Here is a 12,144-nt window from a genome sequence, read left to right as displayed (position 1 = left end):
CCTCAGCCCTTCTCTTCAGGCAGGAGCCCGCGCACAGAAGCTTTTCTGTGGTTGCGGAATTTCCCTCGATCGGACCATCCCGAGATTGGTCCTCAGTAGATTCTTGGACCCCCGGTGAATCCCGGATATCACCCGACTATGCCCGGGGTCGCCGCGTAAGGTCAATGCCAGGTCTACCCTCGGGGCGGGACACGCACCCCGAGGGAACGCCGTCAAGATGACCTGTTTGGCGCAACGAATACTGCACACGACCCAACGGACAATTGACGGAACTTTCCCCGGCTTACACGGTCAACCAAAGTTGTCACTCAACCGGAGGAATGTCCGGCGACATGAAGCGTGACCGGCGGGACAAGCGCTTCGGAATGCCGAAGCTTGCGCTGCACACGAAATGCCACAGCCACGACGGCCAGGAGGGCGATTGACATGGCACCACACGGTGAAAAGGCCCGCGCCGAGAACCGCGGACTCGTGGAGATGGGCTCGGACCACTGGCTGGACGCGCTGCTGGGGCGCGCCCCCCGACGCCCGGCCGCGTTGGCCGTGCCACGCGCCGACAGCGCGCTCAAACCGATCCCCGGCGACCGGGGCCTGCCGTTCATCGGGATGGGGCTGCACACCGTGCGTTACGGCCCGGCGTTCCTGCTTGCGCTGATGCGCCGCCACGGCCCGGTGTCGTGGTGGCAGGCGTTCGGTCGCAAGGTCGTCGCGGTCGCCGGGCCGGAGGCCGTGCAGGCGGTGCTGGCCAACCGGGACAAGGCGTTCGCCAGCGGCTGGCCGGCGGTGATCGGCCCGTGGTTCGACGGTGGCCTGCTGGCGATGAACGCGCCCGAGCACCTCGCCGACCGCCGCCTCGTGCAGGCCGCCTACAGCGAGGAGGCGGTGCGCGGGTACCTGCGCCTGATGGTCGAGGACCTGGACGAACGCCTGGACCGGTGGCCGGTCGGGTCCCGGTTCGGACTGGTCAGCGCGGCACGGGAGCTGTCCGGGCAGATCACCACGCGGGCGTTCCTGGGCGTGCCCCACGAGGGCGTCGGGCAGCGGCTGGTCGGCGCGGTGGAGGAGTGCATCCGCGCCGAGACCGCGCTGGCCCGGGTGCGGCTGCCCGGCACGCTGTGGCACCGGGCGCACCGCTCTCGCACGTGGCTCATCCGGTACCTGCACCAGGCGGTGCCCGTGGTGCGGGCCCGCACCACGGGCGAGGACTTCTTCTCGGTGCTGAGCCGTGTCGAGGGGCTCAGCGACCGGCAGGTCGCACTTCACGCGCTGTTCACCGTGATCGCCTCCCACGACACGACCACGGCGGCCACGCTGGCCTCCGTCTACTTCCTCGGCAAGCACCCGGCCTGGCAGGAGCGCGCCCGCGCCGAGTCGGTCGGGGTGGTGTCGCGGGACGCTGCGGGTGTGGACCGGCTCGCCACCTTGGACCTGGTGGTCCGGGAGAGCATCCGGCTGGTGTCGCCGTCGCCGATCCTCATGCGGGTGGCGGTGAAGGACACCGAGGTGCTGGGGCACCACATCCCGGCGGGGCAGCTGGTGTCGGTGTGCACGGGGGTCAACCAGCTGATGCCCGAGCTGTGGTCGCAACCGCACCGGTTCGACCCCGAGCGCTTCGACCGCGGCGGCGACTCGGGACACCGGCTGGCCTGGACGCCCTTCGGCTGGGGCGCGCACAAGTGCATCGGGATGCGACTGGGAATGCTGAAGGTCAAGGCGACCCTGGACGCGTTGCTGCGCCGTTACGAGTGGAGCTACCCGGAGTCCTACGAGGCGCCGTGGAGATTCACTTCGCTACCCGCGCCCAACGACGGGTTGCCCACGGTGCTGCGCCGGGTTTGATCGTCCAATAAAGACTCGATAATCGACACCCGCGCGAACGGACGAGTTTCACCACTGCACCCGATTGTCGCCTTTGGCGCGGTCGGTCTTCTGTGCCATGGTGAGGTGGAGGCGACCGGGACATGCTGATGGGAGAGCGCGATGTGGCGTCGACTGCTGCTGGTCCTGCTCGGGGTGGCGGGACTGGTCTCGGGGATGAGCCAGGCGATCGCCGACCCGGTCGGACGACAGGACTCGGTCGACACCGTCGAGGGACCCGTGCGGGGGGTGGTCGAGAGGGACGTGCGGGTCTTCCAGGGCATCCCGTTCGCCGCGCCGCCGGTCGGCGAGTTGAGGTGGCGCCCACCGCAACCGGTGCAGCCGTGGCACGAGCCGCTGGACGCCGGCAAGCCAGGCAACTCGTGCGCCCAGCCCTCGGACTTCGGCCTGCCGGAGAGCTTCGTCGAGGACTGCCTGTACCTCAACGTCGCCACACCCCGCAGGGGCCGAGGGCTGCCCGTCATGGTGTGGATCCACGGCGGCTCGTTCACCACCGGCGCGGGCGCCGTCTACAACCCCCGCACGCTCGCCGCCCGGGGTGACGTCGTGGTGGTGACCATCAACTACCGCCTCGGCCCGTTCGGCTTCCTGGCCCTGCCGTCGCTGACCTCCGAGTCCCCCGGTTCGCGGTCGGGCAACTACGGCATCCAGGACCAGCAGGCCGCCCTGCGCTGGGTGCAGCGCAACGCCGCCGCTTTCGGCGGCGACCCGCGCAACGTGACGATCTTCGGCGGATCGGCCGGCGGGGCGAGCGTGTGCGTGAACCTGACCTCGCCGACCGCCGCGGGCCTGTTCCACCGGGCCATCGCCCAGAGCTTCAGCTGTGCGAGCGAACTGGCCACCGGCGAGCAGGCCGAAACCGCCGGCACCGAGCTGGCTGTCCGCTTCGGCTGTCCCGACCCGACCACCGCCGCAGCCTGTATGCGCACCAAGCCGGTCCGCGAGCTGACCCTGTCCTGGCCGGGCGGCTTCCCGGTGGTCGGCGGTCGGGAACTGCCCCTGCACCCGCCGAAGGCACTGCGCCTCGACCGCTTCAACCACGTCCCGCTGATCATGGGCAACACCCTTGACGAGATGCGCCTCTACATCGGCCTGGAGTTCGAGGCCCGGGGCAACCCGGTCACCCCGCAGATCTTCGAACGGCGCATCCGCGAGACCTTCGGCGACGCGGCCGACCAGGTGTTCGCCCAGTACCCCCTGGCCGACTTCCCGAGCCCTGCCATCGCCCTGTCGACCGTGGTCACCCACGCGGGAAACACGCTCGCGACCTGCGAGCACCTCGCCGGCTACCGCCTGGTCTCGGCCAGACCGCGCCCCGTGCCGGTGTACGCGTACCAGTTCGCCGAGCGCACGGCCCCGGTGCCGGTGCAACTCCCGGGGCTCGACGAGGGCGCCATGCACGCCACCGAACTCCCCTACCTGTTCGCCGGCGTCTTCGGCGCGCCGCTGACCGGGCCCCAGAGCGGCTTGTCGAACACGATGATCGACTACTGGACCACCTTCGCCCGCACCGGCGACCCCAACCGCAACGGCCTGCCCGACTGGCCACGCCACCGCCCTGGCGCCGGCGCCAACGTCTTGTCCTTGGACATCCCGACGGGCGGTGGCATCCGCCTCACCGACGTGGCCGCGGAAAGCAAGTGCGCCTTCTGGAACTCGATCGGCTTCGGCAACGGCCCACGCCGACCACACTGATGCCCGCCCTGGACGCCGGTCGAGCGGGATCCGCTTGCACAGCGGGCGAAGCCTGCCCGTCCGTGGGTGGCCTTGCGCAGGCCGTGGAGGAAGCGGTGCAGGGCGGGCGGATCATCGGCCGGAACCGCATCCATCCAGGCGTCGAGATCGCGCCCTCGGCGGCGGACGGCTGGTGGTCGGGTCATCGAGGTGGCGACGGTGGTGGGCGGGCAGGTCCTCGGGCTTGCTCGTCGGCCAGGTGACCAGGCGCCACAGTGAGGGCGGGACGCGGTCGGGTCCGGCGCGGCCTTGTCCGAGGCAGCGGACCAGCAGGTTGGCGCTGTCGGGGTAGCCCAGGACGCGAACCTCGGCAAGCAGGTGGGTGACCGGGACGTCGGGTTGCCGCGGCAGGCGGCGGCGCGGGTGGTCGCGGCAGGGGTCGACCGTGCTGCGCCGGCAGGGCGGCGGGCGGCGCAACTGCTCGGCGGAGGGGATGCGGGCGTAGCGCTTGACCGTGTTGAGCGACACGCCGAGTCCTCGTGCGCATTCCAGCAGCCCGATGCCTTGGTCGAGCAGGCCGTGGACCGCGGCGTGCCGCTACAGAGTCCGTTCCGCGGCCCGGGCGCGTCGCCGCGGTCCGACGTACCGGCATGTGCTGCGTGCGGTCACGGTCTTCTTCGCCGCCGCGACCAGGTGCCGGCGACGTACGGCGCGTAGGACGGGGTGCCGACGTGGGCCATCGTGGAGGCGATGTTGACGATCACCCCGCCGCCGTTGCGGCGCAGTGACGGGGTCGCGGTCTTGGTGCCGAGGAACGTGCCGGTGAGGTTGGTGTCGAGCACGCGGTCCCAGACCCGCCGTTCGGTGGACTCGATCGGCGCCGCGGGGTTCTTCTGGACGCCGGCGTTGTCGACCAGGACCGCGATCGGGCCGAACCGGCGTCCGGTCCCGGTGACCGCCGCCGCCCAGGCGTCCTCGTCGGTGACGTCCAGGCGGACGAACAGCGCCCGCTCGCCGAGTTCGGCGGCGAGTTCCTCGCCACGACCTTCGGAGAGCGCGGCGACGACGACGTTCGCCCCCCTCCTGGTGGTAGGCCCGAACGTGGGCGGCACCCTGACCGCCGGTGCCACCGGTGACGAGAACGGTCTGCTTGTCGAAACGCCCCATGACGCGGTCCTCCCTGCGAAAATATGGTGAGTCAAGTGACTCGCCTCGCGTAGAGTGGCGCCCATGACGACGAAGCCCTCGCCCTACCACCGGCGCGTCGCCGAGCAGAAGCGGGCGGCCATCGTCGAGGCCGCCACCCGGCTGTTCCTCGACGCCGGGTACGCCGGCGCCTCACCGGCCAAGGTCGCCGAGGCGGCCGGGGTGTCCGACGGCACGGCGAAGACCACCAACTGAAGCAGCCGTGCGCAACGCGTGAAGGTTGATCGAACCGGCTGCCCCGGCCACGTGGACGCGGTCCGCGGGCTGGTTTTCGAGGCGCTGTCGCCCGAGCAGGTGACACAGCCGCGGTGTTCGCCGGGGCGCTGATCGGCCCGAGCGCGGGCGGCGCGGGCGGGCACGAGACCCGCCCGCGCCACGCCGATCAGGCCGCCGTGTGCGCGGCGACGCGGGCGGACAGGCCGGCCAGCACCTCGCTGAGCTTGGTGGTGACCTCGGGGTCGTCGGCCGGGTGCGTCTCGGCGAAGCGGGTGACCGAGCCCGGCACCGACAGGGTCACGTCGTCGAGCACGACGCCGCCGGCGATGCCCGCGGCCTTGCGCGCCTCGTCCTGCGCCCACACGCCGCCGTACTGGCCGAACGCGGTGCCGATCACGGCCACCGGCTTGCCCTTCAGGTCACCCGAGCCGAAGGGCCGGGACAGCCAGTCGATGGCGTTCTTCAACACAGCGGGGATGGTGCCGTTGTACTCCGGGGAGAACAGCAGGACGGCGTCGGCGCGGCGGGTCGCCTCGCGCAGCCTGGTCGCGGCGGCGGGCGCGATGCCCTCGACGTCGATGTCCTCGTTGTAGAAGGGCACCTCGGCCAGCCCTTCGTACACCTCGATCTCGACGCCCTCGGGGGCGAGCCGGACCGCCGTCTCGGCGAGCTGGCGGTTGTGCGAGCCGGAGCGGAGGCTGCCGACGAGCGCGAGGATGTGGAGGGTCATGGTTCCTGATCTCCCCTGTGGGTGTGGTCGAGCACTGCACCCGACTCAAACGGACCGTGGCCCGTTTCTCTTCCGGTTAGGCTGCCAAGGTGATCGACGCCACTTCTCCGCCACCGGAGCCCGGCGACCGACCAGGGGCTCGCGCCGCCCCGTCGACCGCGTTGCCGGTGCTGGACCCCGGGCCGCGCCTGCGGGCCGACGCGGCGCGCAACCGGGCCCGGCTGCTGGAGGCCGCGGCCGGGCTGGCGGCGGAGCACGGCGCGGCGAACCTCACCATGGAGGCCGTCGCCGCCGCGGCCTCGGTCGGCAAGGGCACGGTGTCGCGGCGCTTCGGCGACCGCGCCGGCCTGCTGCTCGCCCTGCTCGACCACCACGAGCGGCGGTTGCAGGAGGCGTTCCTCAGCGGTCCGCCGCCGCTGGGGCCCGGCGCCGACCCCCTCGCGCGCCTGCTGGCCTTCGGGCCGGCCGTGGTGCGCCACGAGCGCGCCCACCTGGACATGTACCTGGCCGCCGACCCGGCCCCGGCCCGGCGCTTCACCGTGCCCTCGTACCGGTTGCGCCTGACCCACGTGGTGGTGCTGCTGCGGCAGGCGGGCACGACCGCGGACGTGGAGCTGACCGCCCACGCGCTGCTGTCGTCCCTGGACACCGCGCTGGTCGACCACCTGATCACCCGGCGGGGCTTCGACCTGGCGCGGCTGGAGGCCGGGTGGCGCGACCAGGTGGCCAGGGCGGTCGCCGACCTCGCCTGACCGCCGGCCGCGGCGGTCCGGGAGGGGCGGTCAGCGGGTCCGCGCGCGTGCGGTGAGCGCGACCACCGCGGCGATCCCGGCGAGCAGCGCGGCGAGGCCGAGCAGGCCGTGGCCCAGGGTGCCCGCGGTGGCGAGGGCCCCGACCAGCAGGGGGCCGCCCGCGTCGCCGAGCTCGCGGCCCACCTCGGCGGAACCCATGGTCTGCCCGAGCCGTTCCTCCGGGGTGGTGGCGGCCAGGTGGGCGAACCCGATCGGGGTCGCCAGGCCGGTGCCCGCGCCGATGGCGAGCGCGGCGGCCACCAACCCGGCGACACCGGGCAGGACGGTCGCGGCGGCCGTGCCCGCCGCGGCCAGCGCGAGCCCGGTGGCCATGCCCGCGGCGTCCCCGGGGTCGCCGGCGTCGCGGGCGTGCCCGGCCCACGGCTGGACCAGGGAGGCGGTGGCGGCCAGCAGCGACACCACCGCTCCGGTGGCGAGCGGGCCGAGGCCGTGCGCGGCGCCGGCGACGGGCAGGAACCCGACCCCGACCGCGAGGGCGGCGGTCGCGCCCGCCAGCGTGGCGGTCGGCCGCAGGAAGCCACCGGAGCCCAGGCGGCGGGCCAGGTCCAGGACGGTTTGCCGGGTCCGCGGCAGCGGCGGCTCGGCGGGCACCGCGATCGCCGCCCAGACCGCCGCGGCCAGCGCCAGCCCGCCGAGCGCGCCGAACAGCAGCGGGTAGCCGCCGAGGAAGATCAGGACACCGCCCAGGACGGGGCCGAGGGTGTAGCCGAGCCCCTTCCAGGCGCCGTAGCCGCCGAACGCGCGGCCGTGCCCGGCAGGCGGGGACAACCGGGCCACCAGCGCGCCCGCCGCCGGGGAGAACGCCGCCGCGGCGGCGCCCTGGCCGAACCTGGCCACGCCCACCAGCGCGGGGTCTCCGGCGAGCACGAACGCCGTGGAGGCGGCGGCGAAGGCCAGCAGGCCGCCCAGCAGCACCGGGCGCGGACCGACCCGGTCGGCCAGCGAGCCGAACACCGGTTTGAGGACGACCTCCGCGCCGTCGTAGACCGCGAGCAACAGCCCCAGCGCCAGCAGCGAGGCCGCGCCGTCGGCGCCGGTGTAGTCGCCGAGGCTCGCGGCGATGCCGTGCGCGCCGAACGCGGTGACGAACCCCGCCGCGTACAGGGGCAGCAGCCGGCCCCTGGTGGTCCGCACGCGTGATCCGCCGCTCATCGGGGCCTCCGCCGCTCCGCCGCGCCGGCGGGGTCACATCTGGTGCAGGGCACGGAACACCCGCTCGGTGTAGTCGGCCAGCCGGTCGGCGCAGTGCCGGAGCCGCCGCTCGGCCTCGACCGCGGCGGGCGCGCCGAACACGTCCCGGGCCTTGACGTCGCGGTGCCAGCGGCGCAGCCGCTCCAGGCCCTGCTCCTCCTCTTCGAGCTCGGCCATGGTGAACTTGCCGGTGCGGATCTCCTTGTCGATCTCGGCGTCGAACTTGCCGCAGTCGGCCAGGAACTCCGCCCACTCCTCGGACCGCTCGGCGGTGAACAGCGCCTCCAGCCGGGCGGTGTCCGACTCGGCCCGCCCGGCCGCGTCCAGCACCAGCACCTCGCCCTCGCCGCGCCGGGCCAGCTCGACCACCCGCGCCACCCCGTCGGCGAACACCGGGACGTCCGGCACCACCCACGCGCCCTGCCCCAGGGACAGCGCCCCGACGCGGCGCAGTTCCCGCCACACCGCCACCCGGTGCCGGCTGGGCTCGGCGGGCACCCGCACCACCAGCACCAACCACCGGGACGGGTCACGCTGCTCAGTCACACGGGAGAATGTAGCAGCTGTTACATCTCATGAGTCGCGATGCGCCCGTGCCCCGGGAACCGGGCGTTCAGCGCAGACCGACGGCGGGCAGCCAGCCGCGCGGGCCGCCGGACGCGGTGCGCAGCGCGGCGAGCACCCCGGCGGCGCCGGTGAGCAGCGACATGTCGGTGCGCGCGAGGTCGGACACCTCGTCGCCGCTCCGACGCAGGTGGTCCGCCAGGCGTTGCCGCAACGCGGCCGCCTCGGGCAGGCCGGCGTGGGTGGCGAACGCGTCGGCGACCGCCAGCACCCCGGCCGCGCCGTGGCAGACGGCCAGGCGGTCGGACCCGGTGTCGCCGTACAGGTGGAAGTCCTCGTCGTAGTTGTCGCACAGCGACCGCATCGCCGTCGTCGCGAGCACCGCGAACCCCGGCTCGCCCAGCGCGTCGCCCGCCTCCCACAGCGCCCAGGCCGCGCCGGGGCAGCCGTAGCACCACGCCTGCCGCCGCACGGCCCGCTCCGGGGGCGGGGCTCCCCCGGCCGTCGGCCACGACACGACGCCCAACGGGTCGCGGCGCGCCTCGTCGGCCAGCCACCGCCCCAGCAGGCGCAGCGGGTCGGCCACGTCGACCCCGGCGCGGAGCGCCGCCGCCAACGCCACGACGACACCGGGCACGCCGTGCGCCAGCCCCGCGTTGACCCGGCCCTGCATCCAGCTCAGCAGTTCGTGCCCGTCGTACGCGGTGCACCGCAGCCCTTCCACGCCGTTGCCGCACAACGCGGTCAACCGGGCGGCGAACTCCTCCACCCCAGCGGGGTGGTCCGTCGGGACGCAGTGGGCCAGCAGCACGCCGGCCGGTCCGGCGACGAGGTCGTAATCGCCGTAGGCGAGGCCGTCCCGCTCGGCGGTCGCGGGGCGGCGCAGCGCGGCGGAGACGGCGTCGGCCGCCCGGTCCAGGGGCGGGTGGACCGCGGCCAGCAGGCGCAGCCCCACCAGCTGCCCGGCGAGCCCGCCGAACACACCGGGGTGGGCGGGCGCGGCTCGGCGCAGGCCGCCCAGCCAGGCCCGCGCCACGAGCGCGACGACCGGGTCGCCGGGCGGCAGGGTCGACGCCAGCACCACGGGTCCCGGGTCCGGCGTCGGGTCCCCGCGTCCGGCCCACCCGCGCAGGGCGCGGTGCGCCAGGTCGTCCAGCAGGGGGTGCTCCCCCACGGCGTTGACCATCGAACTCCTCCCACGAGGGGTGGGTGGGTCCACTGTGGACCCACCCACCCCGGTTCTCACCCTTGCCCGGTTCCGACCGCGATCAGAACGCGTCGCTCCTGTCGTCGTCGCAGAAGGCGATGAGCGAGCACAGCAGGACGCTGCACTGGTCCTCGCTGAACGCCATCGGCTCCGCGGGGTTGACCAACCGGACCTCGCCGATGCGCTCCTCCAGATCACTGATGAGCGTGTCCAACTCGGCCGGCTCCAGGATCGCCTGCTCCATAGTCGTTGTCTCCCTTCACACCGCTTCGGCCACTTCCACCGCGATCAGAACGCGTCGCTCCTGTCGTCGTCGCAGAAGGCGATGAGCGAGCACGCCAGGACGCTGCACTGGTCCTCGCTGAACGCCATCGGCTCCGCGGGGTTGACCAACCGGACCTCGCCGATGCGCTCCTCCAGATCACTGATGAGCGTGTCCAACTCGGCCGGCTCCAGGATCGCCTGCTCCATAGTCGTTGTCTCCCTTCACACCGCTTCGGCAACTGGTGCCGCTCCCACCCCGCTGGGCGAGGAGTCCGTTTCGCCGGTCACCGGCAGGCGCAGCAGCAGCTGGCACGCCAGGCGGTCACCGGCGGTGTGCGCGCCGTCCTCGACGGGGAAGTCCGCCGGGGTCGGCAACATCTCGGTGAAGAACAGCTCGTCGTGGCCCGCGAGGACCCGGTCGAGCACGCGCAGCGCGGGCAGCCCGGCCAGGTCGACCGGCATCGCCCTGCCACCCGGCGGTCCGGCGAACACCCACCGGGGCAGCGACCGGGTCCGGGCGAGCCGGCCGAGGGCGCGGAACCGCTCCTCGACACCCGCGTCCGGGCTCCACAGCTCGTCGCGCCGGACGCGCCACTGGGCCCGGCTGACGACCAGCGACCCGGCGGTGAGGCGCGGCAGGTGCCGGCGTCCGGGGAACGCCGCGAGCGCGCCCGCCCGGTGCCGGCCGAAGCGGCGCACCTCCGGCGGCCCGGCGACCAGCAGCAGCGAGAGGGCGACGTCCCACGGCGGGAACGGCATCCGGGTGGCGTGGTGCACCGGCCACAGGCGTTCGCCGCCCGCCTCGGCGATCACGGTCCGCCCCTCGCGGCGCAGGGTGATCGCGTCCAGCGGGACGTGCCGCCCGGGGTGCTCCTCCCCGAAGTACGGGCGGTGGTCCGGGTCCCCGGTCCACAGGTCGGTGCAGGCGGGCCGGCGCACGGTGTTGGCCGAGCGGGCGTTGTGCGGCGGGATCAGCACCTCCACCAGCCGGCCGCCTCGGGACCGCTCGAACTCCCGCAGGAACTCCCGGTACGCGGTCACCGGTCCGGGTTCGACGCCGTGCACCAGCCGCAGGCCCCGGGCGAACCGCGCGTCGAGCGTCCCGGCGGGCACCGCGGTGTCCAGCACGGCCGCCGGAGCGCCGGGTCCGGGCGGCAGGGGCCGCAGCAGGCAGTCCACGGGCCAGTCCCGGGAGGGCCGGGGCGCGCCCACCGCGTCGAGCAGGTCGTCGGTCAGCTCCACCGCGCCGCCCGGCTCGTCGGGGCGGTCGGCCAGCCGGCGCAGCAGCGCCGAGTACCCCGAGGCGGGGTCCCGCGCGACCGGCCACGCGCCGCCGTCCGCGGTCGTGGGCCGGTGGTCGGGGCGGTCGGCCAGGAACCGGCGCACCAGGTCCGGCACGGGCGTCGGCCGCTCGTCCAGGAGGTCGTGGAGCGGGGACGGCGGGGCCGGGGCGTCGGCCTTCACCAGGGCGTCCAGCCGCCGCAGCACCCCCACCGCCGCGCGCACGCCCTCCTCGTCCGGGACCGGCGCCGCCCCGGTGACCCGCCGGTGCACGTCGAGGAAGTCGTCGCCCGCCCTCGGTTCCGCCCGCGCCGGGCCCCACGTCGAGGCCCGTTCGACGGCGTCCCGGCCGCGCCGCAGCACGCCCAGCCCGACGAGGTGGTCGAGGAAAGCGGTGAGGGCGGCCCGGCCGTTCGGGTCGTCGGCGCGCGCCCCGAGCAGGGCGGTCGCCACCTCGTCGCCCGGTCGGGGCCCGCCGGCCAGCGCCCGGCGCACGGCGCGCAGCGCCGGGGTGTCCCTGACCCGCACCTCGCGCAACCGCCCCGGTTCCCGCTCGTGCGGGGCCCACGTGACGAGGAACCCGCCCTCGGACCAGTGCAGGCCGGTCAGCGCCAGTTCGCCCGCGCGAGACCCTGCGGTGTGGACGTTGGGCACCTCGTGCGCGGCGAACGCGCCCGCGGTCAGCGGCCCGACCCCGGTCGGGGCCGGGGCCACGTGCCCGAACCAGCTGCGCGGCGTGGTCTTGACCGCCCCGCGCGCGATCAGCCGCCACAGGTGGTCCGCGCGCTGCCGCAGCCGCTTGCCCTCCCACGACTCGCCGGCCGCCAACCGGCGCTCCACGTCCGCCACCAGGTCGGCGGCGTCGTGGACGAGCGCGGCGGACCCGACCGGCGAGGACCGCAGCAGCCGCCAGGGCAGCCCCGCCACCCTGCGCCGCTCGGCGGCCAGGTCGTCGCGCAGCCGCCGGTCCGCCTCCTGCCGCGCACGGGCGTGGACGGCCAGGCGGTCCAGCCCGATCGCGCACGGCGGGTCGACCCGGGCCGCGGCGCGCCGGGCGAGCGCGAGGACGTCGCCGCCGGGCAGCGGGCGGCCACCGTGCGCGGCCCGCCGCACCTCCAGCA

At 74.6% G+C, this 12,144-nt stretch carries 13 protein-coding genes; 4 read left to right on the top strand and 9 right to left on the bottom strand.

What is annotated here, in order from left to right; translation table 11 throughout:
- Positions 1 to 426 precede the first annotated feature (426 nt).
- Positions 427 to 1,839 carry a cytochrome P450 gene (locus ABD223_RS15635; protein WP_344036945.1) on the top strand — a complete coding sequence of 471 codons (1,413 nt, stop codon included), beginning with the start codon at positions 427 to 429 and terminating at the stop codon, positions 1,837 to 1,839.
- Positions 1,840 to 1,980: 141 nt separating this feature from the next.
- Positions 1,981 to 3,573 carry a carboxylesterase/lipase family protein gene (locus ABD223_RS15630; protein WP_344036944.1) on the top strand — a complete coding sequence of 531 codons (1,593 nt, stop codon included), beginning with the start codon at positions 1,981 to 1,983 and terminating at the stop codon, positions 3,571 to 3,573.
- 111 nt (positions 3,574 to 3,684) lie between these two features.
- Here ABD223_RS15630 and ABD223_RS15625 read toward each other — a convergent pair whose 3' ends face one another.
- Both ABD223_RS15625 and ABD223_RS15620 read right to left on the bottom strand, forming a co-directional pair.
- Positions 3,685 to 4,080, bottom strand: a complete 396-nt coding sequence (locus ABD223_RS15625) for a hypothetical protein (protein WP_344036943.1) — start codon at positions 4,078 to 4,080, stop codon at positions 3,685 to 3,687.
- Between the two features lie 137 nt (positions 4,081 to 4,217).
- On the bottom strand, positions 4,218 to 4,682 hold the full coding sequence (locus ABD223_RS15620; RefSeq protein ID WP_344036942.1) for an SDR family NAD(P)-dependent oxidoreductase: 465 nt from the start codon (positions 4,680 to 4,682) through the stop codon (positions 4,218 to 4,220).
- A gap of 100 nt (positions 4,683 to 4,782) precedes the next feature.
- Here ABD223_RS15620 and ABD223_RS15615 point away from each other — a divergent pair, with 100 nt between their 5' ends.
- Complete coding sequence (locus ABD223_RS15615; RefSeq protein ID WP_344036941.1) at positions 4,783 to 4,953, top strand: TetR/AcrR family transcriptional regulator; 171 nt, start codon at positions 4,783 to 4,785, stop codon at positions 4,951 to 4,953.
- 187 nt (positions 4,954 to 5,140) lie between these two features.
- Here the strand turns inward: ABD223_RS15615 and ABD223_RS15610 are convergent, their stop codons facing one another.
- On the bottom strand, positions 5,141 to 5,704 hold the full coding sequence (locus tag ABD223_RS15610; protein WP_344036940.1) for an NADPH-dependent FMN reductase: 564 nt from the start codon (positions 5,702 to 5,704) through the stop codon (positions 5,141 to 5,143).
- An 89-nt stretch (positions 5,705 to 5,793) separates the two neighbouring features.
- On the opposite strand from ABD223_RS15610, the gene ABD223_RS15605 reads away from it, so the two are divergent.
- Positions 5,794 to 6,456, top strand: coding sequence for a TetR/AcrR family transcriptional regulator (locus ABD223_RS15605; RefSeq protein ID WP_344036939.1), 663 nt, complete (start codon positions 5,794 to 5,796; stop codon positions 6,454 to 6,456).
- 30 nt (positions 6,457 to 6,486) lie between these two features.
- On the opposite strand, the gene ABD223_RS15600 is transcribed toward ABD223_RS15605, so the two are convergent.
- From ABD223_RS15600 to ABD223_RS15575, 6 genes are all read right to left on the bottom strand, one after another.
- The gene (locus ABD223_RS15600) at positions 6,487 to 7,668 is read right to left on the bottom strand and encodes an MFS transporter (RefSeq protein ID WP_344036938.1); all 1,182 of its coding nucleotides are present in this window, start codon (positions 7,666 to 7,668) and stop codon (positions 6,487 to 6,489) included.
- Between the two features lie 33 nt (positions 7,669 to 7,701).
- A complete protein-coding gene (locus ABD223_RS15595) occupies positions 7,702 to 8,253 on the bottom strand; it encodes a Chromate resistance protein ChrB (protein ID WP_344036937.1) in 552 nt (183 codons plus the stop codon).
- Positions 8,254 to 8,320: 67 nt separating this feature from the next.
- Positions 8,321 to 9,457 carry a lanthionine synthetase LanC family protein gene (locus ABD223_RS15590; protein WP_344036935.1) on the bottom strand — a complete coding sequence of 379 codons (1,137 nt, stop codon included), beginning with the start codon at positions 9,455 to 9,457 and terminating at the stop codon, positions 8,321 to 8,323.
- 82 nt (positions 9,458 to 9,539) lie between these two features.
- Positions 9,540 to 9,722 carry a hypothetical protein gene (locus ABD223_RS15585; protein ID WP_344036934.1) on the bottom strand — a complete coding sequence of 61 codons (183 nt, stop codon included), beginning with the start codon at positions 9,720 to 9,722 and terminating at the stop codon, positions 9,540 to 9,542.
- Positions 9,723 to 9,766: 44 nt separating this feature from the next.
- Positions 9,767 to 9,949 carry a hypothetical protein gene (locus ABD223_RS15580; protein ID WP_344036933.1) on the bottom strand — a complete coding sequence of 61 codons (183 nt, stop codon included), beginning with the start codon at positions 9,947 to 9,949 and terminating at the stop codon, positions 9,767 to 9,769.
- A 15-nt stretch (positions 9,950 to 9,964) separates the two neighbouring features.
- Positions 9,965 to 12,144: lantibiotic dehydratase (locus ABD223_RS15575; RefSeq protein WP_344036932.1), on the bottom strand; the 2,180-nt coding region annotated here is incomplete at its 5' end.

Origin of the sequence: Saccharothrix xinjiangensis, from assembly GCF_039527585.1 — a bacterium.
Classification (GTDB): Bacteria; Actinomycetota; Actinomycetes; order Mycobacteriales; family Pseudonocardiaceae; genus Actinosynnema; species Actinosynnema xinjiangensis.
Note: the sequence above shows the minus strand (reverse complement) of the source record. Positions and strands in the feature narration are given on the sequence as shown.